23 protein-coding genes are annotated in these 26,397 nt (G+C 65.9%); 8 read left to right on the top strand and 15 right to left on the bottom strand.

Features of this window, described 5'->3' with window-relative positions; all coding sequences use genetic code 11:
• The first annotated feature begins 193 nt into the window (after positions 1-193).
• Positions 194-2,557: an autotransporter family protein gene (locus tag HTY61_RS15325; RefSeq protein ID WP_175277619.1), complete on the top strand. Its 2,364-nt coding sequence runs from the start codon at positions 194-196 to the stop codon at positions 2,555-2,557.
• Positions 2,558-2,642: 85 nt separating this feature from the next.
• Here HTY61_RS15325 and HTY61_RS15320 read toward each other — a convergent pair whose 3' ends face one another.
• Entirely contained in the window at positions 2,643-3,251 is a 609-nt protein-coding gene (locus HTY61_RS15320) for a TetR/AcrR family transcriptional regulator (protein WP_175277618.1), read from the bottom strand.
• Between the two features lie 86 nt (positions 3,252-3,337).
• On the opposite strand from HTY61_RS15320, the gene HTY61_RS15315 reads away from it, so the two are divergent.
• Complete coding sequence (locus tag HTY61_RS15315) at positions 3,338-3,703, top strand: hypothetical protein (RefSeq protein WP_175277617.1); 366 nt, start codon at positions 3,338-3,340, stop codon at positions 3,701-3,703.
• 54 nt (positions 3,704-3,757) lie between these two features.
• Here HTY61_RS15315 and HTY61_RS15310 read toward each other — a convergent pair whose 3' ends face one another.
• Positions 3,758-5,917 (bottom strand): malate synthase G, encoded by a 2,160-nt coding sequence (locus HTY61_RS15310; RefSeq protein WP_175277616.1) that lies wholly within the window; start codon positions 5,915-5,917, stop codon positions 3,758-3,760.
• 117 nt (positions 5,918-6,034) lie between these two features.
• Positions 6,035-8,056: a hydantoinase/oxoprolinase N-terminal domain-containing protein gene (locus HTY61_RS15305; protein WP_175277615.1), complete on the bottom strand. Its 2,022-nt coding sequence runs from the start codon at positions 8,054-8,056 to the stop codon at positions 6,035-6,037.
• Between the two features lie 134 nt (positions 8,057-8,190).
• On the opposite strand from HTY61_RS15305, the gene HTY61_RS15300 reads away from it, so the two are divergent.
• Positions 8,191-9,447 carry a glycosyltransferase family 87 protein gene (locus tag HTY61_RS15300; RefSeq protein ID WP_175277614.1) on the top strand — a complete coding sequence of 419 codons (1,257 nt, stop codon included), beginning with the start codon at positions 8,191-8,193 and terminating at the stop codon, positions 9,445-9,447.
• A gap of 3 nt (positions 9,448-9,450) precedes the next feature.
• Here HTY61_RS15300 and HTY61_RS15295 read toward each other — a convergent pair whose 3' ends face one another.
• Positions 9,451-10,857 carry a cytochrome P450 gene (locus HTY61_RS15295; protein WP_175277613.1) on the bottom strand — a complete coding sequence of 469 codons (1,407 nt, stop codon included), beginning with the start codon at positions 10,855-10,857 and terminating at the stop codon, positions 9,451-9,453.
• A 180-nt stretch (positions 10,858-11,037) separates the two neighbouring features.
• On the opposite strand from HTY61_RS15295, the gene HTY61_RS15290 reads away from it, so the two are divergent.
• On the top strand, positions 11,038-11,760 hold the full coding sequence (locus HTY61_RS15290; RefSeq protein ID WP_175277612.1) for a spermidine synthase: 723 nt from the start codon (positions 11,038-11,040) through the stop codon (positions 11,758-11,760).
• A 9-nt stretch (positions 11,761-11,769) separates the two neighbouring features.
• Here HTY61_RS15290 and HTY61_RS15285 read toward each other — a convergent pair whose 3' ends face one another.
• The 3 genes from HTY61_RS15285 to HTY61_RS15275 form a co-directional block, all read right to left on the bottom strand.
• Positions 11,770-13,296: a tripartite tricarboxylate transporter permease gene (locus HTY61_RS15285; RefSeq protein WP_175277611.1), complete on the bottom strand. Its 1,527-nt coding sequence runs from the start codon at positions 13,294-13,296 to the stop codon at positions 11,770-11,772.
• Between the two features lie 3 nt (positions 13,297-13,299).
• The gene (locus HTY61_RS15280) at positions 13,300-13,731 is read right to left on the bottom strand and encodes a tripartite tricarboxylate transporter TctB family protein (protein WP_175277610.1); all 432 of its coding nucleotides are present in this window, start codon (positions 13,729-13,731) and stop codon (positions 13,300-13,302) included.
• Between the two features lie 79 nt (positions 13,732-13,810).
• Positions 13,811-14,785 carry a Bug family tripartite tricarboxylate transporter substrate binding protein gene (locus tag HTY61_RS15275; RefSeq protein WP_175277609.1) on the bottom strand — a complete coding sequence of 325 codons (975 nt, stop codon included), beginning with the start codon at positions 14,783-14,785 and terminating at the stop codon, positions 13,811-13,813.
• Between the two features lie 161 nt (positions 14,786-14,946).
• Between HTY61_RS15275 and HTY61_RS15270 the strand changes: the two genes are divergently transcribed.
• Complete coding sequence (locus HTY61_RS15270; RefSeq protein ID WP_175277608.1) at positions 14,947-15,990, top strand: aldo/keto reductase; 1,044 nt, start codon at positions 14,947-14,949, stop codon at positions 15,988-15,990.
• A 9-nt stretch (positions 15,991-15,999) separates the two neighbouring features.
• Here the strand turns inward: HTY61_RS15270 and HTY61_RS15265 are convergent, their stop codons facing one another.
• The 5 genes from HTY61_RS15265 to pncA form a co-directional block, all read right to left on the bottom strand.
• Entirely contained in the window at positions 16,000-17,850 is a 1,851-nt protein-coding gene (locus HTY61_RS15265; RefSeq protein ID WP_175277607.1) for a putative bifunctional diguanylate cyclase/phosphodiesterase, read from the bottom strand.
• A 133-nt stretch (positions 17,851-17,983) separates the two neighbouring features.
• Positions 17,984-18,481: a thioesterase family protein gene (locus HTY61_RS15260; protein WP_175277606.1), complete on the bottom strand. Its 498-nt coding sequence runs from the start codon at positions 18,479-18,481 to the stop codon at positions 17,984-17,986.
• 142 nt (positions 18,482-18,623) lie between these two features.
• A complete protein-coding gene (locus HTY61_RS15255; RefSeq protein ID WP_175277605.1) occupies positions 18,624-19,070 on the bottom strand; it encodes a MaoC family dehydratase in 447 nt (148 codons plus the stop codon).
• Between the two features lie 122 nt (positions 19,071-19,192).
• Entirely contained in the window at positions 19,193-20,503 is a 1,311-nt protein-coding gene (gene pncB, locus HTY61_RS15250) for a nicotinate phosphoribosyltransferase (protein ID WP_175277604.1), read from the bottom strand.
• 14 nt (positions 20,504-20,517) lie between these two features.
• Positions 20,518-21,117, bottom strand: coding sequence for a bifunctional nicotinamidase/pyrazinamidase (gene pncA, locus HTY61_RS15245; RefSeq protein WP_175277603.1), 600 nt, complete (start codon positions 21,115-21,117; stop codon positions 20,518-20,520).
• Positions 21,118-21,277: 160 nt separating this feature from the next.
• Here pncA and HTY61_RS15240 point away from each other — a divergent pair, with 160 nt between their 5' ends.
• Positions 21,278-21,865: a thermonuclease family protein gene (locus tag HTY61_RS15240; RefSeq protein ID WP_175277602.1), complete on the top strand. Its 588-nt coding sequence runs from the start codon at positions 21,278-21,280 to the stop codon at positions 21,863-21,865.
• Between the two features lie 3 nt (positions 21,866-21,868).
• Here the strand turns inward: HTY61_RS15240 and HTY61_RS15235 are convergent, their stop codons facing one another.
• The gene (locus HTY61_RS15235; protein ID WP_175277601.1) at positions 21,869-22,141 is read right to left on the bottom strand and encodes an usg protein; all 273 of its coding nucleotides are present in this window, start codon (positions 22,139-22,141) and stop codon (positions 21,869-21,871) included.
• 256 nt (positions 22,142-22,397) lie between these two features.
• Between HTY61_RS15235 and groES the strand changes: the two genes are divergently transcribed.
• Together groES and groL are read left to right on the top strand one after the other, a co-directional pair.
• Positions 22,398-22,712: a co-chaperone GroES gene (gene groES / locus HTY61_RS15230; RefSeq protein ID WP_175277600.1), complete on the top strand. Its 315-nt coding sequence runs from the start codon at positions 22,398-22,400 to the stop codon at positions 22,710-22,712.
• A 17-nt stretch (positions 22,713-22,729) separates the two neighbouring features.
• Positions 22,730-24,358: a chaperonin GroEL gene (groL, locus tag HTY61_RS15225; protein ID WP_175277599.1), complete on the top strand. Its 1,629-nt coding sequence runs from the start codon at positions 22,730-22,732 to the stop codon at positions 24,356-24,358.
• A 56-nt stretch (positions 24,359-24,414) separates the two neighbouring features.
• Here the strand turns inward: groL and HTY61_RS15220 are convergent, their stop codons facing one another.
• Both HTY61_RS15220 and HTY61_RS15215 read right to left on the bottom strand, forming a co-directional pair.
• Positions 24,415-25,332 (bottom strand): ChaN family lipoprotein, encoded by a 918-nt coding sequence (locus HTY61_RS15220; protein ID WP_175277598.1) that lies wholly within the window; start codon positions 25,330-25,332, stop codon positions 24,415-24,417.
• Between the two features lie 76 nt (positions 25,333-25,408).
• Positions 25,409-26,299 (bottom strand): LysR family transcriptional regulator, encoded by an 891-nt coding sequence (locus HTY61_RS15215; RefSeq protein WP_175277597.1) that lies wholly within the window; start codon positions 26,297-26,299, stop codon positions 25,409-25,411.
• Positions 26,300-26,397: the final 98 nt, after the last annotated feature.

The raw sequence follows: 26,397 nt of genomic DNA, 5'->3' as shown, positions 1-26,397 counted from the left end.
CGGAATGCGGTCCGTAATACACGACGAATTCCGTTTTGGAATAGGGAGGCAGGCTCCTGCGGGTGTCGGACCTGGCTGCGCTTTGCGGTTGCATGTCGCGGGGGTTCAATTTTGGGTTGAAATCCATTACAGGGACGCGTCATTCTGACTGCGGGCATCAGGCGTTCGATCAAACAGTATCCGGATGGGGCGAATGAACCTTAATTTGAAGTTGTGGCCTGCATCGGCCCTTTGCGCGCTGATGCTCCCGGGGGCGGCCGTGGCCGCCGATTTCACCATTGTCGACGGGCAGACGGAGACGACGACGCAAACGCTGTCCGACCCGGGCGATGTCGGCACCGTCGAGGCCGGCGGCACGATATCGACGGCGGGAAATTCCGAGGACGCTGTCTGGATGCAGGATGACGGCCAGTCTCTTTCCAACCACGGAAGGATCGAGACCTCGGGCATTGGAGCGGACGGTATATATTCTGATGGCGCAGATGCGGTGATCGACAATTCCGGTGCGATCCGAACGTCGGGAGATTTTGCAGAAGGCATCTATTCTCGTGGCTCTAATGCGGTGATCGGCAATACCGGCACGATTGAAACCTCGGGCGATGGTGGGCGCGGAATATCCGCCTGGGACGATCATGCAGTGATTTCCAATTTTGGTACGATCCGAACGTCGGGATATTTTGCATATGGCATCCACACTTGGATTGGTGAAAGTGCGAAGATCTCCAATTCCGGCACGATCGAAACGTCGGGCGAGGATGCGTACGGTATATGGTCTTTACGCGCTGACGCGGCGATCTCCAATTCCGGCACGATCGGTACGTCGGGCATTGCTGCGCACGGCATCAGGTCTACCGGTGAGGATGTGGCGATCTCCAATTCCGGCATGATCGAAACGTCGGGAATATATGGGGACGGCATATGGTCTGACGGCGACGATGCGGTGATCGGCAATTTCGGTACGATCAGGACTTCGGGCCTTTCGGCGGAAGGCATCTGGTCTGATGGCGCCAATGCGGCGATCGACAATTCCGGCGTGATCGAAACGTCGGGTGATAGCGCGGAGGGCATCGATTCGTCGGGCGCCAACGCAACGGTCTCCAATTCCGGCACGATCTCGACGTCGGGTGATAACGCGGACGGCATTTGGTCTCATGGTGCAAATGCGGTGGTTCTCAATTCCGGCGCGATCGAAACGTCCGGCGATCTGGCGTATGGCATTTTGTCCGAGGCGGCAGATGCGACGATCGGCAATACCGGCACGATCGTCGTGACAGGCGCTGGTGCAGCCGGTGTTCTCAGCACCGCCGACGGTGCCACGGTCACCAACAGCGGCACGATTGCCAGCGAGCAGGACAACGCCCTTGAACTGCGGGGCAGCAATGCGACGGTGAACCTGCTCGCCGGTTCGGTGATCCGGGGCGGGATCGAGTTCGGTCAACCGGGCACCGCGACGCTCAACATCGGCCCCGGCCTGAACACCGCACTCACGGTGACGGGCATGCCCGCGACCGTCGATGCGGGCGGGCGGCCCCTCGTGGTGAGCGGCGGTGTGGTGGCGGTCGTCGACCCGGTCGGCTTCGGTGCCGCCCCGTCCATGATCGCCGGGGCGACCGGTGCCCTCGCCAATTCGCTCGACCGGCGCATGCGCGGCCCCGTCTCCTCCTCGGCCCCGTCCTTCGTGACGTCCTACTTCCCCGTCGCCGGTGGCGGCGAAGGGGCGTCCGCCGCGGGCTGGTGGGGCGATGTCTTCGGCGGCGTGAGTAGCCGGTCCGCCAGCGGCAACGAGGCCGGCTACGGCCAGCTGCATGGCGGTGCGGTCGTCGGCTTCGACCGGGAGGTGTCGGCCTCGACCAGGGCGGGCCTGTTCGCGGGCGGCCTGGCGGGGCGCTTCGCCGAGGACAACGACGCGACGGTGGTGGACATGGCCGGCATCTTCGGCGGCGCCTATGCCCGCCACGATGCGGGGGCGTTCTTCGCCGACCTGTCGCTGACCGGCGGCGTGACCTTCAACGACAGCGACCGGCGGGTGCTGAACAACCTCGCGCCCGGCGGCATCGAGACGGCCACGGCCAGCTATGCGGGCGTCTTTGCCAGCCCGTCGCTGACGGTCGGCAGGAATTACGAGGTTGCGGGGGCGACGTTCACGCCGAGCCTGCGCGCGCGCTATGCCGGCATCTACCTGGACGGCTATACGGAGACGGGTTCGGCCGCGGCGCTGACGGTGGACAGCCGCGTTCACCATGTCTTCGACCTGCGCGCGCAGGTGGAGACCGCGCTTGAGCGGCCGGGCGACGCGGGCGACATGCAGCGGGTTTCCCTCCGGGCGGGCGTGGACGGCATCTTCCACCGGGGAGACGATGTCGATGCCGACCTTCTCGGCACCGGCATATCCTTCGCGTCCGGCACGGATGAGGATGTCGCGCGCGGCTTTGTCGGCGTGGATGCGGCGCATGTGATGCCGGGCGGGCGGACGTTCAATGCCGGTTTCGAGGTCGGGGCGGGTACCGACAGCGTCGTGACGCTGGACCTGCGCGCCGGGCTGCGAGGGCGGTTCTGACGATACTCGCTGCGGGCCCGTTTTTGCGGGTGCCGTGTTTCGGCGTGTTTGTGTGGCCATGCAAGCGCACCGTTCCTCCGGCGCCTCAGCCCGTGCGGTAGATGCGCAGGATCTTCGACAGGGCGCGGTCGGTGCGGGCCGCCATCTCCGCGCTTGTCGGCATCTCGACGACGCCGATGACCCTTCGGATCTGCAGGTCTCCGATCAGCAGGTTGATGAAGGTCTCGGCGGCGTCCTCGGGGTCTGCCACGGCCAGCGAACCGTCGCGGTCGGCCTTTTCGAAGATCGCGGTGAGAAGTGGCAGGATCGAGTCGCGTCCGTTCTGCGCGATCGTCGGGCCGAGCGTAGCCGTCTCGAACACGTCGCCGGCCGCGGCCCGGTTCAGCGCCACGGCCTTTTCTCCGGTGACGATGGTCAGCAGGATCGGCCCCAGCCGCGCCAGTGCCTCCAGCGCGTCGCCGCCTTCCGCCAGCGTCGATTCCAGCAATGCGCGCGCCTGGCCGGCATTGTCCTCGACCAGAGTCCGGAACAGCCCCTGCTTGTTCCCGAACCACTTGTAGAGCGTCTCGTTGGAGGAGCCGGCCCGTTTTGCGATTTCCAGCACCGAGGCGGCCTTGTAGCCCTTTTCCGCCAGCACCTCGAAGGCCGCTTCCTTGATCGCGGCGCGCCGGCTGGCCGCGTATTTCCCGCTCATCGTCAATTCTCCCGTCTCTTGACGAATCCGTAAACTAAATTACATTTACGTCAAGCGTACAAAACTTTACGGAAAAGGATAGTGACATGCGATACTCGGTCACCGCCACTGCGGTTGCGGCCCTTCTTGTGCTTCAGGTCGTCATGCTCCTTGCCATGTTCACCCAGGCGCCGCCGCATCCGCCCTATGTTGTCGCCCCGTTCGGCATGGGGCCGTTCCTCGGTGTATCCTTGGCGGTCTGCGTTGCTGCGCTGATGCGGATGCCGGGACGTTCCGGCGCTGTCCTGGCGCTTCTGGCGGGGGCATTGGCGATGATCTCCTACGGACCGCAAAAGTGGTTCGACCCCGCCTTTGACGAGGTCTGGCCTGCGGTCATCGCAGCCCAGCTGGCAACCTTGTTCATTGTCATTGATGTGGTGAAGGATCTGCGCGGAACAGGTCAAGGCGCCTGACCGCGATTGCGGAAAGTGAAAACCCGCCCGGTCATGCCGGGCGGGTTTTCCATGTCAGCGCCGACTTGCCTTCAGCTCCAGCCGCCTGCGGTGCAGGATCGGCTCGGTATAGCCGGAAGGCTGCTCGCGGCCCTTGAGCACCAGGTCGAGCGCGGCCTGGAAGGCCACCGATCCGTCGAAGTCCGGTGCCATCGGCCGGTAGTTCGGGTCGCCGGCGTTCTGCCGGTCCACCACCTCGGCCATCTTCTTCATCGTTTCGACGATCTGGTGTTCCGAGACGATGCCATGATGCAGCCAGTTGGCCATGTGCTGCGAGGAGATGCGCAGCGTCGCCCGGTCCTCCATCAGCCCGACATCGTTGATGTCCGGCACCTTGGAGCAGCCGATGCCTTGGTCGATCCAGCGCACCACGTAGCCGAGAATGCCCTGCGCATTGTTCTCGAGTTCGCGCTGGATGTCTTCCTCCGACCAGTTCGGCCGCCTTGCCACCGGCACCGAAAGGATGTCCTCCAGCTTCGCGCGACCGCGCGACTTCAGCTGTTCCTGCACCGCCTTCACGTCGACCGCGTGGTAGTGCGTGGCGTGCAGCGTCGCCGCCGTCGGCGACGGCACCCAGGCGGTGTTTGCACCCGCCTTCGGATGGCCGATCTTCTGCTCGAGCATGGCGTGCATCAGGTCGGGCATCGCCCACATGCCCTTGCCGATCTGGGCATGTCCGGAAAGGCCGCATTCCAGCCCGATATCGACGTTCCAGTCCTCGTAGGCCTGGATCCACGGTGCGGACTTCATGTCGCCCTTGCGGATCATGGGGCCGAGTTCCATCGAGGTGTGGATCTCGTCGCCGGTGCGGTCGAGGAAGCCGGTATTGATGAAGACGACGCGCTCCTTTGCGGCGCGGATGCATTCCTTGAGGTTCACCGTGGTACGGCGTTCCTCGTCCATGATGCCCATCTTGATCGTGTTGGGCGCCATGCCGAGCGCGGCCTCGACGCGGGCGAACAGATCGACGGCGAACGCGACTTCATCCGGCCCGTGCATCTTCGGCTTGACCACATACATCGAGCCGGCCTGCGAATTGGCCCTGCGGCCGTTCGGCCCGATGTCGTGCAGCGCGATCAGCCCGGTCATCATGGCGTCCATGATGCCTTCGGGAACCTCGTTGCCGTCGCGGTCGGTCGCCGCCGGGGTGGTCATCAGATGGCCGACATTGCGCACCAGCATCAGCGCGCGTCCCTTGAGCGCGAAGGATTTTCCGTCCGGCGCGACGTATTCCCGATCCGGGTTCATCATGCGGGTGACGGTTTTCCCGCCCTTCTCGAAGGTCTCCTCCAGGTCGCCCTTCATCAGGCCGAGCCAGTTGCGGTAGACCAGCGTCTTGTCCTCGGCATCGACGGCGGCGACCGAATCCTCGCAATCCATGATCGTCGTGAGCGCCGATTCCAGCACCACGTCGGCGATATGGGCCTTGTCGTCCTTGCCTATCGGGTGATCCGGGTTGATGACGATCTCGACATGCATGCCGTTCCGGACGAGCAGGATGGCGGTTGGCGCGGAGGCGTCCCCGCGATAGCCGGCGAACTGCGTCCTGTCCTTCAGCCCGGCCGTGCCGCCCTCGGTCCGTACCGTCAGCGAGCCGTTCTCGACGGCGAAGCCGCGTGCCTCGTTCCAGTCGGCCGTCAGCGGGACGCTGGTGTTCAGGAAATCGCGCGCCCAGGCGATCACGCGGCTGCCGCGTTCGGGATCGTAACCGCCGCCCTTCGGCAGGTCGCCCAGCGCGTCCGTGCCGTAGAGCGCGTCGTAGAGCGAGCCCCAGCGGGCATTCGCCGCGTTGAGCGCGAAACGGGCGTTCATGATGGGTACGACGAGCTGCGGCCCGGCGACCGCGGCGATCTCGGGGTCGACGTTCTGCGTCGTCACCCGGAAAGGCTCGCCCTCGGGCACGAGGTAGCCGATCTGCTCCAGGAACGCCTTGTATTCGGGCATCTCGAAGCCGCTCTCGCGGTGCTCGCGGTACCAGGCGTCGAGCTTTTCCTGCAACTCGTCGCGGCGCGCCAGCAGCTCCCGGTTGCGCGGCGCAAGCTCGTGCACGATCCGGGAGAAGGCGGGCCAGAACTCTTCCTTCTTCACGCCCGTGCCGGGCATCGCCTCGTCGGTGATGAAATCGAACAGGTCCTTGTCGATCGTCAGGCCGTCTATGGTGATCGTTCCTGTCATCCTGCTGCTCCCGCAATTTCCGTGATGCAGCGGCAATGCACGGCACCGCTTTCCCTGTCAACTTGGACAAGGTGACAATGATTTTCTCCGAATCGGAAAAGATCGGCTGTCGATGCCTCAGCGGGCCGTCGCCGGTCGTCCGCCGGCCGTCGCGGTCACGCTGGCGGAAATGAACTGCTCGCAGCCCTCGACCCTGACCGTCTTCACGTCGCGTGTCACGCTCGATGTCACCTCGGCGGCGCCGGCTTCGCGGGCCTGTCTTTCCGCCGCCTCCCGGCACAGTCTCTCCGCCGTTTCCAGCGCGTTGTCCTCGTTCTCGAAGGCGAGATTGGCCGCACCCTCGATCCCGGCTATCTCGAACCGGCCCTCGGCCGGCTGCACGATCTCGGCAACGACGGTGACGCGCACCTGTCCAACCACGGCGCCGATCGCGTTGGCCACGTCGGCATGTTCGGGAACGGTTGTCGGCGTGGCCAGCAATGCTCCGGCGTCCGGGTGGCAGGCGGCCGCGCCGGCGCCGAGTCCGATCAGTGTCCTGTCGAGCGACAGGGCAAGGCGTGCAATGCCCCTCTCGCCGTCGAGCGCGCGCTGCACCGGTTGCGAGGCGGCCAGCGCCGCGCCGTCGAGACCGTCCTCCGCGAAGGCCGTTTCCAGTATTCGTTCCGCCGACAGCCGGATCAGCCTTTCGACCACGCGGCGGCTGATCGTTTCCGCGTCCGGGGCAATCGGATTGCCGTAGCGGTCCTTCCTGCGCGCGAACAGGACCGCCCCCAGCCGCGCGGCTTCCCGGTCCCAGTGCATGAAGCGCCCAAGCACGTGCTGCGCATCGGACGGCGTGAAGCCGCCGATCAGTGCCAGGCCGCGTGCGACCAGCCGGTCAAGCGTCGCCAGTTCCGCCGTTGCGCCGATCAGCCGGTCGAGTGGCTGCGGCGCATCGCCTAGCCGGCTGAACAACTCCCGTTCCGGGCGCGACAGCCCGGCCGCCAGCTTTTCCGGTACGCCGGCCTTCAGCGCGAACCGTCCCTCGTTCCGGCCCGGAAAAGGCGCGCGCGCCTGCCGTTCGAGGTCCCGTTTCACGCTGTCTCCGTGCAGGTGCGCAAGCAGCGACAGCGGCACCAGGCGCCGCGGGCCGAGGCGGATTTCGGGTTTCAGCCCGCCTTCCGCGAGACCCGCCTCGCTGTCGCCGCCCAGGCCGAAGGTTCGCATTGCCACCGCTTCGACCATGGTGCGGAAGCCGCCCACGCTTGCGCCCTGCGGGTCGATGCGCGGTCGGCCGCTGTCGAGAATGGCGATGTCGGTCGTCGTTCCGCCGATATCGGCGACCAACGCATTGTCGGCGCCGGTGAGGTAGCGCGCGCCGACCAGGCTCGCCGCCGGGCCGGAAAGGATCGTCTCGATCGGCCGCGCGCGGGCGAAATCCGCCGAGACCAGCGAGCCGTCGCCGCGCACCACCATCAGCGGCGCGGCGATGCCCGCCGCCGTCATCCGCGCTTCCGCGGCGACGATCAGCCGGTCGATCATCGCGATCAGCCGCGCATTGAGAACCGTAGTCAGTGCCCTGCGGGGTCCGTCGAGCCTTGCGGACAGTTCGTGGCTGGTCGTCACCGGCAGGCCCGTGCGCGCCCGGATCAGGTCCCGTGCCGCGATCTCGTGTTCGGGGTTGCGCACGGCGAAATAGCCGGCGACGGCGAAGGCCGAGACCTCGTCCCGCAGGCCGGGCAGGGCGCTCTCGAGCGCCGCGAGGCCGAGCGGGTTCGCCCGCCCGTGCGCATCGTGTCCGCCCTCGATGAAAACGACCGGGTCGCTGCCGAGCGCTTCTTTCAGCCCGGCCCTGTCGAGATCTGCCTCCTCGAAGCCGATCATCACCAGCGCGACCCGTCCGCCCTGGCCTTCCACCAGCGCGTTGGTGGCCAGGGTGGTCGATATCGACACCAGGCCGATTCTTCCTGCTTCGACGGCGCTTTCCGCGAGCACCTTCTCCATCGCCTCGCCGATGCCGATCGCGAGGTCGTGCCGCGTCGTGAGCGCCTTTGCCTTGGCGATCACGCCCCGCGTCTCGTCGTGGATGACGGCGTCCGTATAGGTGCCGCCCGTGTCGATGCCGAGTGAGAGGGTCATTTCCAAAGAGTCATGTGGCATGTTCCTTTTGGCCGTGCCAATTAAGCCTGTCGGCCCGGTCGGGGCAATGCAGTTACCCTGCCCGGGTGCGCCGGCGATTCCATTTTCAGGTGAGCGGCACTAGCCTGCCTGGAACGCGAATCGGGAAAGGGCACATGCAGGACAACGCAGCAGTTCACCGGGCTGTCACCAGGCGCACGGTAGTTTTCGCCATTGTCTGCCTGCTCCTGCTTCTGTCGGGAAGTCTCGGCGTCTGGGGCGCGAGTTTCGGCGACACGGCCTTCTCGCTCATTCGCCTCGCCGAAACCGATACGCTCGTCAACAAGGACTTCGTAAATTACTGGTTTGCCGCGAAGCTGGCGGTGTCCGGCGAGCACGGGCTGCTTTTCCGCCCCGATGCCTATTTCGAAGGGTTGCAGGAACAGTTCGGCCGGGACATGGAACTGCGCAACTGGTCCTATCCGCCTCATGCGCTCCTCTTCCTGTGGCCGCTTGCCTTCCTTCCCTATCCGCTTGCCTATGTCGCGTTCCAGGTCCTGGGTTTTGCCGTTTTCGTCTGGGGCCTTGTCCGTTTCCTTGCCGTGTCGCCGCCCGGCGGCGGTCTTCCCGATCTGCCCCAGGTCGCGATTCTGCTGCTTCCCTATGTCACCACCCAGATCGCGGTCGGCCAGAACGGCTTCTGGTTTGCCGGAATCATTCTCGCTGCCCTGGCGCTGCGCGATACGCGGCCATGGATCGCCGGCCTGCTCGTTGCGCTGCTTTCGGTCAAGCCGCAGCTTGCCGTGCTCGTTCCCGTGCTGTTCCTGGTGGAGCGTCGCTGGACTGCGATATTCGCCGCCGCGACCGGGATATTCGTCCTTCTCGCCCTTTCTGCCGCGATATTCGGCATCGAGCCCTTCATCCTCTTCGCGACCGTCACGCTTGCCGACCAGACATCGGTGATGACGGAGTGGGTCGGCATTTTCCTGCGGATGATGCCGACGCCTTTTGCCTTCCTGAGGCTGCTTGATGTTCCTGCCGCGCTCGCGGTGCGGGTGAACCTCGTCTATTCCGCGCTGATGCTGGTCAGCGCTGTCATCTGCATCGCCCGCGCAGACACCGATTTCCGCCGGAGCCTGGTCTTCCTCGCCGGTAGCGCATTGGTATCGCCATATTTCTTCTTCTACGACATGGGCGCACTGATCGCGGCGGCGGCACTCCTCGCGCTTGTCCATCGCGCCATCGCGGGAACTGGCAGCTTCGCGGTCTGCCTGGTCGCGACGCTCGTTTGTTTTCTGCCATGGATCATGCCGGTCCGTGCCACGGTGCCATTCCTGTCGGAACTGCTTCTGGCACTGCCTTTCATCGTGCTGTTCGCCTTTTTCTGGCTGACCGTTTCCTGCCGGGTTGCCCTTGCCCCGTCGCGGCCCTGACTGTCAGCCTGGCCGTGCCCGGCGTTTTTCCACACGCATCGGCAGGCCGTTCTGCGCCTGCACGGTCAGCTTCTGTACCGGCCAGGGATCGAGGTCCGGCGTCGGTTCCAGGCGGAATTCGTTCAGGATCAGCGCCAGCGCGATCACCGCCTCCTGCAGCGCGAAGGTCGCGCCGATGCAGATTCTCGGGCCTGCGCCGAAGGGCAGGTACTGGAACCGGTCGATCCTGTCGCGGTTTTCCGGCCAGAAGCGCGAGGGCCGGAAGGCGTCCGGCTCCTCCCAGTACAGCCGGTGGCGGTGCAGCACCCAGGGCATGACCAGCACGGTCGTGCCCTTCTCGATCTCCACCGCCGTCCCGTCGCCCAGGGTGACGGTCTCCGCCTCGACCGCCTCGCGGTTGATCGTCGGCGCCGGCGGATACAGTCTCAGCGCCTCCTCGAAGGCTGCCCGCGTCCGGGGCATCCTTTCCAGCCACTCCACCGGCGGCGGGCCTTCCGCCAGCACCGCGGCGATCTCTTCCTCCACCAGCGCCCGCTCGCGCGGGGCATTGGCGAGGCAGTAGAGCGTCCAGCCGAGCGCGCGGGCGGTCGTTTCGTGGCCGGCGCCGATGAACGTGATGAGGTTGTCCTCCACCTCCGCCGCCGTCAGCCCGCCGGGTTTTTCCGCCTCAAGGAGCAGCCGCAGGAAATCCTCGGGAACCGCGTCCGGATCGTCCTTCATCTTCTGCCGCCGGGCCGCCATGGTGTCCCGCACCACCTTGCGAAACTTCTCCAGCACCCTGCGTCCCCGCATGCGCCGGATGCGCGGCAGCCATCCCGGCGCCTTGACCAGGTCTAGCGGATCGACCCGGCCCATGGTCGACAGCAGCCGGTCGACATCCTCCGCGAAGTCGCTGCCTTCCGCGGCGACGTCGTCGGAAAACAGCGTCGCCGACAGCACCTGGAATGTCAGTTCCGTCATGTCGTGGCTGATGTCGCGCACCTCGCCGTCGCTCTCGCGGAACCGGTCGAGAAAGCTCTCGACGCGCGCCTTCATCATCTCGGCGAAACCTCGGATGTGGCGCGGCGTGAACACCGGTGCCATTGCCTTGCGCGAGCGCTTCCAGACATCGCCTTCGGCCGTGAGCAGCCCGTCGCGCAGGATCGGTCGCAGGATCAGCTGCCGCACCGTCGCCATGCGGTAGTTCTTCGCGTTGTCGATCAGGACGTGGCGGATCAGTTCCGGGTGGTTGGCGATCAGTATCGTCTCGCCGAGAAATCGCACCAGGATGTGCGGCTTGGTGTAGGACGGCTCGCCCCAGATCTCGATCGGGTTGCGCATCGTGGTGCGGATCAGCTCCAGCCGCGTCGGCGGCCGGGTGCGCGGGGCCGGGTGGGGCGGAACGAAGGGCTCTTGCTGTCGTGTGTCCATGGACTCTTTCGCGCGACACTTGCCGGAAAATCATGGACGAACGCCGCTCGTCCGTCCACTCGGACATATGGGCCGGGAGTGCGGCGGTTTCGCGGTCGCGCGTCTCCGCGGAGGCTGGTTTTCCCCTCCCGTTCCCTTTCCTGATAGGATGCCGGGATCGCAGCCGGAGTCGGGACGTTCATGAGCAAGCTTTTCGAGGAAATCGACTATTGTCCGACGCCGATCGGTCCGGTCATCCTGCGCCGCCGCCGCGTCCTTGCGCTGGGCGAGGATGTCTACGAGATCCTGCTCGGCGAGGAGCACCTCATGTCGAGCCTGTTCACCGTGTCGGAGATCGCGCTGGCGCGGCTGGGCCTCGCGCCCCTTGCAGGCCGCGAGATCGATGTCCTCGTCGGCGGACTTGGCCTCGGCTATACCGCGCGGGCCGTGCTCGAACACGACAATGTCCGCTCTCTGGTCGTTGTCGAGATGCTCGAACCGGTGATCGACTGGCACGAACGGGGCCTTTTGCCCCTCGATCCGCCCCTGTCGGCCGATCCGCGCTGCCGGTTCGTGCGCGGCGATTTCTTCGCCCTGTCGGCGTCGGCGGACGGCTTCGATCCGGATAGGCCGCGCCGCCGCTTCGATGCGATCCTGATCGACATCGATCACGCGCCCGACCGGCTGCTCGACGGGCGCAGCGGCAGCTTCTACAGCCGCGAGGGTTTCGAACGCCTGTCTGCGCACTTGCATCCGGGCGGGATCATGGGCCTGTGGTCCGACGACCGGGCAGACGAGGCTTTCGTGGCGCGCCTTGCGGGCGTGTTCGACGAGGTCCGTGCCGAGCCCGTCACCTTCCGCAATCCCCTTCAGGAAGATCGCGAGTTCACCCAGACGGTCTACGTCGCGCGCAAATCCGCCTGACCGCCGCCTTCAGTCGCCGACATGCTCCTCGTCGCGCCGTTTCACGCGGAAGTACCGGCCGAAAAGGATCGGCGCGACAAAGCCGACGAACGCGAAGGCCCACAGCCCGATCGCCAGCGGCGAGGCGAACAGCGCCGACCAGTCGCCGTCGGAGATGGTCATTGCCCGGCGCAGGTTCTTTTCCATCTGGTCGCCCAGCAGCACGCCGAGGATCACCGGCACCAGCGGCACGTCGAGCTTGCGCAGCACCCATCCGATCACCCCGAAGCCGACCATCACCATCAGGTCGAAGGTCGAGCCGGAAATGCCGTAGATGCCGACGAAGGAGATCATCGCCACCGCGGGCATCAGGTATTTCGGCGGGATCAGCAGCACCCGCACGAAGATCGACACCAGCGGTATGTTCATCAGCAGCAGCATGACATTGCCGATGAACAGCGCCGCGATCAGGCCCCAGACCACGTCCGGGTTCTGCTGGAACAGCAGCGGTCCCGGCGTGATGTTGAGCGCCAGCAGCATGGCCAGCAGCACCGCCGTCGTGCCCGAGCCCGGCACGCCCAGCGCCAGCATCGGCACCAGCGCGCCGCCCGCCGCGGCGTTGTTCCCGGCTTCCGGTGCCGCCACGCCGCGCGGATCGCCCTTGCCGAAGGTGCCGTCCCTGTCGGAAACGCGCTTCTCGATGGAATAGGAAAGGAAGGAGCCGAGCGAGGCGCCGGCCCCGGGCAGCACGCCGGCGATAAAGCCGATCACCGTCGAGCGGCTCATGGCGCCGGCCGTTTTCTTCAGCATGGAAAGTGGCGGTGTCACCCGGCCGATCTTGACCTGGTCTTTCTCCGCTTCCGCCGCGCCGCGATGGTTCTCCAGGAACACGAACACCTCCGACAGGGCGAACAGCCCGACGATGGCGACCAGGAAATCGATCCCGTCATAGAGGTGCACCTCGCCGAAGGAGAAGCGCGGCACGCCGGTCTGGCCGTCGACTCCGACGGTGGCGATTCCGAGGCCGAGCGCCGCGGCGAAGGCCGCCTTGGCCTGGTTGCGGCTGGCGATGCCGCCCAGCGTCGCGAAGGCCAGCGTGAACAGCGCGAAATACTCCGCCGGGCCGAACAGCAGCGCCACCTTCACCAGCTGCGGCGCCAGGAAGACGAGGCCCCAGGTGGCGAAGAAGGCGCCGACGAAGGAGGCTATGCCGGACAGCGCCAGCGCCTCGCCGGCCATGCCCTGTTTCGCCATCGGATAGCCGTCCAGCGTCGTCATCAGCGCCGGCTCGTCGCCGGGTATGTTGAGCAGGATCGAGGAGATTCGCCCGCCATACATGGCGCCGTAATAGACGCTGGTCAGCAGGATCAGCGCCGGGGTTGCCGGAAGGCCGAGTGTAAAGGCGAGCGGGATCAGTATGGCCACGCCGTTGGACGGGCCGAGGCCCGGCAGCGCGCCCATCACCGTGCCGAGAAAGCAGCCGACCAGCGCCAGCATCAGGTTCTGCAGCGTGAAGGCGACGGCAAAACCGTCACCGAGCGAGGAAAGCACGTCCATCGTTCAGAACCCCCACGGACCTTCGGCCAGCGAAAGGCCGAGCACGAGATGGAAAATGACGTAGATGCCGACGGAAATCGCGATTCCCGCCGCCAGAGCACGGGCGGGTTTCGCGCCCAGCCGCCAGGAAAGGAATGCCGCGGCCACCGCCGTCGAGACGACGAAGCCGGCTTCCGGCAGCGCCAGCGCATAGGCGATCATCACCGCGACCGTGACGGCGATCTCGAAGATGCGCCCGACGGCCGGCCAGTCCGGCGCGGGGTCGGGCTTGAGCACGAAGACGATGCCGGATGCCGCCAGCACCACGGCGATGATGAAGGGGAAGGCCTTGGGGCCGACCGGGTCCTGGATGAAGCTTTCCTGGATCAGCGTTGCCTGCCAGGCATAGAATCCTGCCAGCAGCAGGCCGATGACGCCGAAAATTCGGTCGCTCATGATCACTCCTCCCCCCCGTGATCCGAAATCCGTCCGGCGCGGAGCCGCCGGACGGGATGTCGATTCGGTGGCTGCGCGCCTACTTGATCAGGCCGATCTGCTTGGACAGGTCGGTGATCGAGGCGATCGATTCCGCCACGAAGGCCTCGAACGCGTCGCCCGTCATGTCGAGCGGCGCGAGTCCGTTCTGCGCCATCACGGCCTTCCACTCGTCGGAAGCGTAGGTCTTGGCCACGGCGTCGGTCCAGAAGGCATAGGCGTCGTCGGACATGCCGCCCGGCGCGTAGAAGCCGCGCCAGTTGGCGCCGATCACGTCGATGCCCTGTTCCTTTGCGGTCGGGAAGTCGGCGAAATCGCCTTCCAGGCGCTCCGGCGAGAGCACCGCGATCACCTTGATGTCGCCGGAATCGACGAAGCCCTTGGCTTCCGATGCGTCACCGGTAAAGGCCTGCACCGAGCCGGCGAGCAGCTGCGTCACCGCCTCGCCGCCGCCGTCGAAGGCGACATACTTGATCTGGCGCACGTCCTCGATGCCGGCTTCGCGAGCGGCGAGCAGCACCTTGAGGTGGTCCCAGCCGCCGACGGCCGAACCGCCCGCCACCGACACCGAGGTCGGGTCGGCCTTGATCATGTCCATCAGCTCGGAGAGCGTTTCGACATCGGAATCGGCGGCCACGGCGATGATGCCGTAGTCGGCGCCGACCGCGCCGACCCAGCGCATCTGGTCCATCGTGTTGCCGGGGAATGCGCCCTGCGCCAGCCGTGTCGCCGTCGCCGACGAGGCCGCGACGATCAGGTTGTTGTCGTCATTGCGCTTGTTGGCGACCTCGGCATAGGCCACGCCGCCGCCGCCGCCGGCCAGGTTCGTCACCTGCATGGTGCCGGGAATGAGGCCGAGATCCTGCATGGTCTTGCCGACCTGGCGGCAGGTGAAGTCCCATCCGCCGCCCGGATTGGCCGGGGCGATGCACTCGGTGTTGGACGGCTCGAACGCGAAGGCGGCGATCGATGATGCGAGCGTGAAGGCGGCCGCGAGGCCGATCAGTTTTTTCATGGTTTCCTCCCTGTGAACAATGGAACAGTGCATGACTATCGGCCGGAGTGAACACCACGTTTCGTGCACTTGTCCAGCCGCGCGGTTGCCGTCTGGCGCAGTCCGGCTATAACGACGCCACCGTCCTTCCACTGGTTTTTCGATCCTGAACGGAAAAAGCGATGAAATACCGCAAGCTCGGCCGCACCGGCCTCGAGGTCAGCGCGATCTGCCTTGGCACCATGACATGGGGTTCCCAGAACACGGAGGCCGAGGGCCACGAGCAGATGGACTATGCCGTCTCGCAGGGCGTCAACTTCTTCGACACCGCGGAGCTCTATCCCACGACCCCGCAGGGGCCGGAGACCTATGGCCGCACCGAGGAGATCATCGGCACCTGGTTCGCGAGCCGCGGCAGGCGCCAGGACATCGTGCTCGCCACCAAGGTCGTCGGGCCGGGCCGGCCGCATATCGACGACGGCGCGCCGCTCTCGGCGGAAAAGATCCGTCGCGCCTGCGAGCGTTCGCTGAAGAGGCTGCAGACCGACTATATCGATCTTTACCAGGTCCACTGGCCGAACCGCGGTTCCTACCACTTTCGCCAGACCTGGACATGGGCGCCGCACACCCATGACGGCGAGAAGGCGCGGGCCGATTTCCTGGAGACGCTGGAAACGATGGAGGCGCTGCGCAAGGAGGGCAAGATCCGCCATTTCGGCCTCTCCAACGAGACCGTCTGGGGCACGATGAACTATCTGCGCATCGGCGCGGAACGGGGTCTCCCGCGCGTCGCCTCGATTCAGAACGAGTATTCGCTTCTGCACCGCATTTTCGACACCGATTTCGCCGAATTGTGCGCGCACGAGGATATCGGCCTGCTCGCCTATTCCCCGCTTGCCGCCGGGCTGTTGTCGGGCAAGTACCGTGACGGCGCGGTACCGGCGGGCTCGCGCATGTCCATGCAGGCGGATCTCAACGGCCGCTGGACGGAGCGCTCGAAGCCGGCGGTCGCCGCCTATCTGGATATCGCGGACAGGCACGGACTCGAGCCGGCGCAGATGGCTCTGGCCTTCGTCCTGTCGCGGCCTTTCACCACTGCGGCCATCATCGGCGCGACGGGCATGGATCAGCTGAGGACCGACATCGCGGCCGTCGACGTCGAGCTTTCCGAGGCGGTGCTCGACGAGATACAGGCGGTCTACCGGAAATACCCGCTTCCGCTCTAGCGGCCGGGATCAGGCGCGCTTGTCTTCCAGGCCGGTTTCCTCCGGCGGATCGATCCGGCCGGTTGGCAGGGTCGAGCGCAGCAGCCGGGCGATGGTTGCCGCGTCCGCGGGCCGCGAGAACAGGTAGCCCTGCGCGTAGTGGCAGCCCAGTGTCGCGAGCCGCTCCGCCTGTTCCGTCTCCTCCACGCCTTCCGCGACGATGTCGATTCCGATCTTGCGCGCGATGTCGATCAGGGCCTGGACGATGGCGGCGCTCGGCCGGTCGGACAGCAGCCGCGTGACGAAGGTCTTGTCGATCTTGATGATGTCGACGGGGAAGCTCAGCAGGTGGGTCAGCGAGGCGAAGCCGGTCCCGAAATCGTCCAGCGCCAGGCGCACGCCGCGCTCGCGCAGATCTGACATCTGACGCACCAGCCGGTTTTCCATCATCACCGTCTCGGTCACTTCGAGATGCAGGTGCTTGAGCGGAATGCCGGCCTTTCCGAAGGCGTCTCCGAGGCGGACATCGAGATCGGTCGCCCGGAAATCCGCGGTGGTCAGGTTGAGCGCCATGTGCTCGATGGGCAGGCCTTCGTCCAGCCAGCCCCGGAAGTCCCGGGTGGTCAGGTCGATCATCCGGTCGGTCAGTCGCGCCGCGTTGCGCGGGTCGGCGAATGCCATGAGAAATTCTCCCGCCTCCGCGATACGCCCGTCCGGCTGGCGGATGCGCGCCAGCGCCTCGACTCCGGTAATCCGGCCGGTCTCGAGACTGACCACGGGCTGGAAATGGGCGAGCACGCGGTCTTCGTTGAGCGCTTCCGCCAATTGGCGCGACTGGTCGATCCGGCGCACGATGGATGTCTTGTGGCCGGGGTCGAAACGCATGTAGCCGCCGCGCCGGGTTTCCTTCGCGTGGTACAGGGTGAGATCCGCGTTTTGTCTCAGCTGTTCCGGCGAACTGCCGTCCGCACCGTTGATCACGCCGCCCAGGGTCACGCTCGGATTGATGGTGGCGCCCTTCTGCACGATGGGTGCCATTACCAGGTCCAGCAACGCCCGCGCCGTTTCCTCCAGCGTTTCGTGGTCGCCGCATCCATGCCGGATGATGGCGAATTCGTCGCCGCCCAGCCGGAACGCGTGGTCGGGGCCGAACATCTTCTTCAGGCGCCGGGCGACCGCGCTGATCAGCTGGTCGCCTGCTTCGTGTCCGAGGCTGTCATTGACGATCTTGAGATTGTCGATGTCGAGCATCAGCAGCCCGAAGGAGTCGTGGAAGAGCGCCGGCGCGTTGAATGCCGCTTCGAAGGAACGACGGTTTCCCAGGCCCGTGAGCTGGTCGCGGTAGGCCAGGAAGTGATTGCGCGCGGTCATCTCGGTATGCTCGTAGGCGATGGTGCACAGGTGGGCGCAGCGCGCCACCAGCTCGCGCTCCATCTCCGTCGAGCTTCGCTTCTCGCGGAAATAGAAGGCGAATGTCGCTACCGGTCGGCCGTCGCGGGATTTGATCGGTGTTGACCAGCAGGCCCTGAGGCCGAGCGGCAGCGCCAGCCCGCGATAGTCCGCCCATTTCGGATCGGTAGCGATGTCCTCGGTATGCACCGGTTCCCCCAGGTATGCGGCCGTGCCGCAGGAGCCGGTATCGGGCCCGATGGGCAGTCCTTCCAGGGCCTGCGAATAGCTGTCCGGCAGGCTCGGCGCGGAAACCGGGTGCAACAGCCCCGCCTCGTCCACGCTTACTATGGTGCAATATGTGCCCTGGGCGAGCATTTCGGCGCCGCGACAGATGCGGTCGGAGACTGCGGTGAAGTCGCTTCCCGTGGCGACGGCCTCGAGAATCGCGCTTTGAAACGCGGAGAGTTCAAGTTGTTCCTCGAGCTTCATTGGCTTTTGTCCACGGCTGGCATCGCCGGAATTCATCACGCGGACATTACTAATATGTTTAATCCGTGATTCTTTTTTTCCACATCGCGTATTAATTCTTTGGATTAACGAATTTTATTTTGAAAACTCTGCGTCAGGAAAGGGATTCCACTACTTTCGGGTCCATTTCGGGCGACGGCCCTTCATGGCCTGCCGCGGCAACGAGATCGGCCATCGGCACCTTTCCCTCGGGCCCGAGGAACAGGCCCTTGATGAAGGCCTGCGCCATCACGTTGCCGTCGCGCTCCATGCGATGCTCGATATAGAGCCATTTCTCGTCCCAGCCGATCACCTGCGTCGTCAGCTCGAAGGTGTCGAACGCGTTGAGCGAGCGGCGGAACGCGATCTTCTCCGCCGCGACGACCGGGTACCACTTGCGCTCGCGCATCGTCCGCCACAGCCCGGTCCGCAGCAGCAGGTCGAGCCGCCCCAGGTCCATGATGGTGAGATAGCGGCCGTTGTTCATGTGCAGGTTGATGTCGAGGTCGTTCGGCCAGCAGCGCAGCCGGACGCGCCCTTCCTCGGTAACATCCATTCTTCCCCCCAGCATGGCGGTGAGCATGACCTGGATCATGCGGAAGACGAGGTTCATCTTGACTGCTCCTCCTTGTCGGACGGCGGTTGTTTAACGTTTACGTAAAGGGAAGTCGATACGCCGGATAGGGCCATTCTTTTCCTGCGGGCGGCGGGAAGGTGTCCCGCTTCGCGGGCCGGGTCGGTTCGGGGCGGCGGGGCTAGGCCGGCCGCCGGAACATCAGCTGTTTGGTGGTCAGCACCTGCAGCACCTCGCCCTTCTGGTTGCGGGTTTCGCTTCTCAGCGTGACGATGCCGCGATCGGGCTTGGAGCGCGACGGCCGCACCTCGGTGACCTCGCTGAACACCTGCAGCACGTCGCCGGGGCGCGTGGGCTGCGGCCAGGTGATTTCCACGCTGGCGCCGATCATGCCGCCGCCGGCCGGTATCATGTCGACGACGAGCCGCATGGTCACTGCCGCGACATGCCAGCCGCTGGCCGCCAGTCCCTTGAAGAAGGAGTCCTTCGCTGCCTCCTCGTCGGTGTGGAAGAACTGCGGGTCGAATTCCGAGGCGAAGCGCTTGATCTGCTCGGCGTCGAGTTCGTGCTTGGCGCTGACGAAGGTCCGGCCGACCTGGATGTCTTCGAGATAGAGGGGCTCTGTCATGGGATAGGTTCCGTCTGAGTCGGGTTTCGCCCGCCCTCTCACAGGAAAACCGGCTTGTCCAGCATCGGTCGCCGTCTTCCGTCGCGGAATGCCGCGAGCCGCTCCGCGGCCGCCGGCCTGCCTCACACGTAGACCGGCTTTTCCGCCCGCTCTTCCGAGCCGAAGATCCTCAGGTAGCGCTCGATTTCCCGCGGGTCGCCGGTCGCCTTGCGCGGGTTGTCGGACAGCTTCACTGCCGGCAGGCCGTTCGCCTCCGTCACCTTGCAGACCAGGGAGATGGCGCGCAGCTGGTCGTTCCGGCGCGGCGCGCAGTCGACGAAGTCGTTGGTCAGGTTGGTGCCCCAGCCGAAGGCCATGCGCACCCTTCCCTCGAAGTGCCGGTAGGTGTTAATGATCGTGTCCACGTCCAGCCCGTCGGAGAAGATCAGGATCTTGTCCCGCGGGTCGCGGCCCTGTTCCTGCCACCAGCGGATGATCCGTTCTCCGCCCTCGATCGGCGGTGCCGAGTCGGGCCGGAAACCGGTCCAGTCGGCCACCCAGTCCGGCGCGTGGCGCAGGAAGGCGGCGGTGCCGAAAGTGTCCGGCAGCACGATCTTCAGGTTGCCGCCATAGAGCCGGTTCCAGTCCTCCAGCACCTTGTAGTTGGCCCGGGCGATGCCCTCGTCGGTCTCGGCCAGTGCCGCGTAGACCATCGGCAGCTCGTGCGCGTTGGTGCCGACGGCCTCGAGGTCGTTGTCCATTGCCAGAAGCACGTTCGACGTGCCGGTGAACGCCTCGCCGATGCCCTCCTGCAGAGCCTGCACGCACCAGCGCTGCCACAGGAAGGAGTGCCGCCGCCGCGTGCCGAAATCGGAGATCGACAGGCCGGGCAGCTGCTTCAGCCGCTCCACCTTCTCCCACATCTTCGCCTTGGCCCGCGCATAGAGCACGTCCAGCTCGAACGGCCCCATGCCGCGCATCGCCGCCCTGCTGCGCAGCTCGTTGATGATGGCGAGCGCGGGAATTTCCCACATCGTCGTGTCCGTCCACTTGCCGTGGAAATGCAGTTCGAACTGCCCGTCCTTTTGCGCGATCTCGTAGTCGGGCAGCCGGAACTCGGCCAGCCAGGCCAGGAAATCCGGCTCGAAGATCTGCTTGCGGCCGTAGAAACTGTTGCCGGCCAGCCAGATCGCCTCCTTCTTGGTGAGCCGCACCGTGCGCGCATGGTCGAGCTGGGCGCGCAATTCGCCGATGTCGATCTCCTCGGCCAGCCGGATCGATGTCGTGCGGTTGATCAGCGTGAAGGTCGCGTCCACGTCGCGATGCATCTTCCAGATCATCTGCAGCATCATCAGCTTGTAGAAGTCGGTGTCGAGCAGCGACCGGATGATCGGGTCGAGCTTCCACGTGTGGTCGTGGACGCGCTTGGCGATGTCGAGGACGCGGAATACCATTTTCTTGTCCGGGGCTAGAGAAGGTGCACGCCGGCGGCGCGCATCCTTTCGGTCATGGCGGCCAGCGAGCCGTCGAGGTCGATCGCCCGGCAGGCCTGCATGACGACCGAGGTCTTGAAGCCGCACCTCACCGCGTCGAGTGCGGAGAAGCCGACGCAGAAGTCCGTCGCCAGACCGCACAGCACCACCTCGCGGATGCCGCGCTCCTTGAGGTAGCCGGCAAGTCCCGTCGTGGTTTCGTGGTCGTTCTCGAAGAATGCCGAGTAGGAATCGATTTCCGCGCGGAAACCCTTGCGGATCACCAGCTGCGCCTTCGTCCGGTCGAGGTCCGGGTGGAAATCGGCGCCCTTCGATCCCTGCACGCAGTGATCCGGCCACAGCGTTTGCGGCCCGTAGGATGCCTCGATCGTCTCGAAGGGCTGCCTGCCCTCGTGCCGCGAGGCGAAGGAGGAATGGTCCGCCGGGTGCCAGTCCTGCGTCAGCACCACGTTGTGGTGGCTGGCGATCAGGTGGTTGACCAGCGGCACGATCTCGTCGCCGTTTTCCACCGCGAGCGCGCCGCCCGGGCAGAAGTCGTTCTGCACGTCGATGACGATCAGTGCCTTGTCCGGCATTTCCGCCTCCCGTTCCGGAACTATTCCCGCCCGAAGGATTAGGCCATGACGGCCCCGATGGGAAGGCCGCCTCCGGCCGTTCCGTCCGCCCCGGCCTGAACGAAAAAGTAACCTGTTGCCGCCACCCTGACCGCTCCCATCGGCATACGGAAGGCAGGAAATGGCGGCTTCGAAATCGTCCTTTGTTGTTCCCCTCCATGCGCGCAGGACGGCCCGTCGCATACGCCGCTTCGCGCTGTTCGCGGCCTTTTTCGCCATAGGCGCCGGTGCCGCCCTGCTGGTCCGGCAGACGGACGGGCTGGAGCTGAGCCGCTTCACCGGTCTCGTCGACACCATGACGACGAGCGCCTACGCGCCGGAGCCGGAGGGCGCCGCGACCTTCCTGGCGTCGGTCGCGCCGCGCCCCATGCCGCTCTGCGGCTCCGGCCGGCGCGTCAATTGCGTGGTCGACGGGGACACGCTGTGGCTGGACGGAGAGAAGATCCGCATCGTCAATATCGACGCACCGGAGGTGAAGGGCCGTTGCCGCGCCGAGCGCGAGCGTGCGGCCACGGCGACGCGCATGCTGGCGAGCCTGGTGTCGAACCGGCCCATCCGGCTCGACCGCGAGGGCAGGGACCGCTATGGGCGCACGCTCGCCTCGCTGGTCACGCCCGAGGGCGACGTCGGCTCCGCCCTCGTCGCGCAGCGCCTTGCCGTGCACTGGCGCGGCCGGCGCGAGCCGGCGGAGACCTGGTGCGGCGCCTGACGGTCAGTGCAGCAGGATTTCCCCGTTCACCCGGCGGAACTCGCCCGGCTTGATCAGCCGCTGATGCGTGTAGCGCACCGAGTGCAGCGGCCCGTCTAGGTTCTCGTTCCAGAAGTCGAGAAAGCCGAACATCTCCGGAAAGTCCGGCGCCAGATCGTAGTCCTGCCAGATGAATGTCTGCAGGAGGTCGGGGTGGTCCGGCATCCGGTACAGGATGTGGGCGGTCGTCAGCCCGTAGCCTTCCAGTTGCAGTTCCAGGGCGCTCTTTTCTTGCATCGGTGCTCCTCCTTTCGGGTTGGGCACGGTTGAAAGGCTAGGGCAAAATTGGAATCTGTCAATGATTTCATGTTGTTGGCAGCCGCGTTGGGCGAGTGCTGATTTTTTCGCCGCACCCTCTTGAATCGAAAAATGCGCGAAACCAGATTTCCGGCGCGCGAAGCCGGAGACCGGTTCGCGCGCCTGCCGCCGGGTCGGATCCGAACGGCGGCCGGCGGGACTTTTTCAAACCATGTTTGTCCAGGAGGAAAACGGCATGAAGTTCCGTCCATTGCATGACCGCATTCTGGTCCGCCGCATCGAGGCCGAGGAGAAGACGGCCGGCGGCATCATCATCCCCGACACCGCGAAGGAGAAGCCGTCCGAGGGCGAGGTGATCGCCGTCGGTCCGGGCGCGCGCGACGACTCCGGCAAGCTGGTCGAGCTCGACGTCAAGGTCGGCGACCGCATCCTGTTCGGCAAGTGGTCCGGCACCGAGATCAAGCTCGAGGGCGAGGATTACCTCATCATGAAGGAATCCGACGTTCTCGGCGTCATTGAAGGTGAAGCCGCGGCGCAGAAGGCCGCCTGACAAGGGGAAGTGACAAGATGGCTGCAAAGGAAGTCAAGTTTCACACCGAAGCCCGCGAGAAGATGCTGCGCGGCGTCGACATTCTCGCCAATGCCGTGAAGGTGACGCTCGGCCCCAAGGGCCGCAACGTCGTCATCGACAAGTCCTTCGGCGCGCCGCGCATCACCAAGGATGGCGTGACCGTCGCAAAGGACATCGAGCTCGAGGACAAGTTCGAGAACATGGGCGCCCAGATGGTGCGCGAGGTGGCGTCCAAGACCAACGACATCGCCGGTGACGGCACCACCACGGCCACCGTTCTTGCCCAGGCCATCGTCAAGGAAGGCGCCAAGGCGGTTGCCTCCGGCATGAACCCGATGGACCTGAAGCGCGGCATCGACAAGGCCGTCGACCTCGTCGTGGACGAGCTGAAGAAGAACGCCCGCGAGGTCTCGCAGAACTCCGAGATCGCCCAGGTCGGCACCATCTCGGCAAACGGCGACGCCGAGATCGGCAAGTTCCTCGCCGAGGCCATGGAGAAGGTCGGCAACGAGGGCGTCATCACCGTCGAGGAGGCCAAGACCGCCGAGACCGAGCTGGAAGTCGTCGAGGGCATGCAGTTCGACCGCGGCTACCTGTCGCCCTACTTCATCACCAACCAGGACAAGATGCGCGTCGAGCTGGAGGATCCCTACATCCTCCTGCACGAGAAGAAGCTTTCCAACCTGCAGGCCATGCTGCCCGTGCTGGAGAGCGTGGTGCAGTCGGGCAAGCCGCTCCTCATCATCGCCGAGGATGTCGAGGGCGAGGCCCTTGCGACCCTCGTCGTCAACCGCCTGCGCGGCGGCCTCAAGGTCGCGGCGGTCAAGGCCCCGGGCTTCGGCGACCGTCGCAAGGCCATGCTGCAGGATATCGCCATCCTCACCGGCGGCACCTTCATCTCCGAGGATCTCGGCGTGAAGCTGGAGAACGTCACCCTCGAGATGCTCGGCCGCGCCAAGAAGGTCGTCATCTCCAAGGATGACACGACCATCGTCGACGGCGCCGGCTCGAAGTCCGAGATCGACGGCCGCGTCAACCAGATCAAGGCCCAGATCGAGGAGACCACCTCCGACTACGACCGCGAGAAGCTGCAGGAGCGCCTCGCCAAGCTGGCCGGCGGCGTCGCGGTGATCCGCGTCGGCGGTGCGACCGAAGTCGAGGTGAAGGAGCGCAAGGACCGCGTCGACGACGCCCTGAACGCGACCCGTGCGGCCGTCGAGGAGGGCATCGTCCCGGGCGGCGGCACCGCGCTGCTTCGTGCCGCGAAGGTGCTCGACGGCGTCAAGGCCGACAACCACGACCAGGAGGTCGGCATCGGCATCGTCCGCCGCGCCATCGAGGCCCCGGTTCGCCAGATCGCCGAGAATGCCGGCGCCGAGGGTTCGGTCATTGTCGGCAAGGTCCGCGAGAACGAAACCTTCTCCTGGGGCTGGAACGCCCAGACCGACACCTTCGAGGATCTCTATTCGGCCGGCGTGATCGACCCGCTGAAGGTGGTGCGCACCGCGCTGCAGGACGCGGCCTCCGTGTCCGGCCTGCTGATCACCACCGAGGCGATGGTCGCCGAGCTGCCGAAGAAGGAAAATCCGGCCCCGTCCATGCCCGGCGGCGGCATGGATTTCTGATCTGTCGGCAGAACTGCTGTCTCGCAACGGCCCGCGGGAGTTCTCCCGCGGGCTTTTCATTGCCCCTTGCCCATCCGCTCTTCCAGTTCCGCGCAGTGGTCCGTGTCGTCGCTGCGCTCCGTGAACACCACGTAGTCGTGGGGCAGGGAGGTCTCGCCCTCGCCGAGATGGTCGGCGAAGGAGGTCATTCCCTCCGCCACCTCTATCTGCCCGATGGACAGGACCGTCCTGTCCGGCGCTTTCGCCCGCAGCACGAAGGGCACGCCCCAGTCCTTGCGCGTGTGTCCGCCGCCGGCGATCAGCACCGCGCCGTCGTCGCCTGCCGCCAGCATGGCGTCCGCCATCGACAGGTCGCGCGCCTGCTGGACGGTGACCATGGCGGGAATCGCTTCCTCGGGCATCAGGTTGCAATGGGCCTGCCTGATTTCCTCGCCCAGCTTTTCGCGGGTGTCGTCGGGATAGGCGACGCTTTCCTCCGGTTCTGCCTCGCCCCTGCCGATGGCGCGGATCGTCTCCCGGTCGAGATCGCCGGCGGCCAGGGCCAGCCCGGCCGCCAGCGCCGCCTCGGCGACCGGCCTGTAGATCGTCCAGTCCGGCCAGCCGCGCTTTTCCCAGTCCAGCCTTTCGCCCAGCTCCGCCGCGTCCGGCGATTCCTCTGCCAGGAAGGCGTCGAGCGCGCCCTGCAGGCTTTTCGGCACCATTTCGAGCACCACCACGGGCTTGCGCCCCGCCCGCGCCATGGCCGCGATCAGCCGCGCCTGGTTGGCGTGATGCTCCGGGTTCGTGTGAATTTCCCCGACCAGCACGAAATCCGCCGTCCGCGCCGCGGCCTCGATGTCCGCGAAGGACGCCCTTTCGCCCGCGCCGGTCCACGCCGTGCCGGCGAGCGGGCTGGTGGCGTCGTCGGCCTTTGCCGGGGAGATCGCGATCAGGCCGGCAAGCGCCAGCGTCGGGACAAGCGGGGGAAGATGCATGGTTTGGTCCGATCCGGTGTCTGTCGTGATGCGGGTGCCGGTGCGGGCCGTTCACCGGCGGCAGTCGGCGACTGGCCTACCCCCTGCCCAGTTCCTCCGCAAGCATGTCGTACACCAGGCGCACCCGCCGGCTGGTATTGAGCTCGCGATGCGTCGTCAGCCAGATCGGGAATTCCATCGGCGGCAGGTCGTCCAGCACCCGGCGCACGCCCCCTTCTCGGTCACCGACCGCCTCCGGCACGATTCCTATGCCGGCGCCCGCCTTGACCAGCTCCCAGTGCACCAGGTGGCTCGCCGTCAGCACCGGGAAGTTCTTGCGCGTCAGTTTCAGCCCCAGCCGGTTCAGCCCGTCCACCATCACGTCGGTCGTGTCGAAGCCGATGAACGCCGCGCCGGACAGCTCTTCCGGCGTCCGGGGATGGCCGATCCGCTCCAGGTAGCTTTCGGCGGCGTAGAGCCGGGCGATTTCGTCTCCGATCTTCTTCGCGATCAGGTCCGGCTGGGTCGGACGGAAGGAACGCACCGCGATGTCGGCCTCGCGCCGTTTCAGGTCGATGGTCGCGTTGGAGGCGACGATCTCCACCTCGATGCCGGGCTGCTCGCGCCGCAGCCGCGCCACCACCGGCGGCAGCAGGAAGGCGGAATGGATCTCGCTGGCGGTGATCGTGATCGAGCCTTCGATCGACTGAGCCTGTCCGGATGCCGCCAGCGAGACGCGCCCCGCCGCCTCGCCCATCGCCCGCACGTGGTCGAGCAGTTCCAGCCCGGCCTGCGTCAGCGTAAGCCCGCGCCCGCCGCGCTCGAACAGCAGCACCCCCAGCTCCGATTCCAGCGCGTCGACCTGCCGTCCCAGCGTCGGCTGCGCCATGCCCAGCGCCCGCGCCGCCGCCGACAGCGACCCTTCCTCCGCCGTGACGAGAAACGCCCGCGCCCGGTTCCAGTCGAACTTTACCGCCTTCCAATCCATGCGAAAACGCATACCAGATCAAGGAAATCGGTCAATTAACTCTGCGAAATTGAATGGGTAGAACGTGGTACGATCAATGACGCAACGGAAAGAAGATC

Source organism: Oricola thermophila, from assembly GCF_013358405.1.
In the GTDB taxonomy this organism is placed as follows: Bacteria; Pseudomonadota; Alphaproteobacteria; order Rhizobiales; family Rhizobiaceae; genus Oricola; species Oricola thermophila.
Note: the sequence above shows the minus strand (reverse complement) of the source record. Positions and strands in the feature narration are given on the sequence as shown.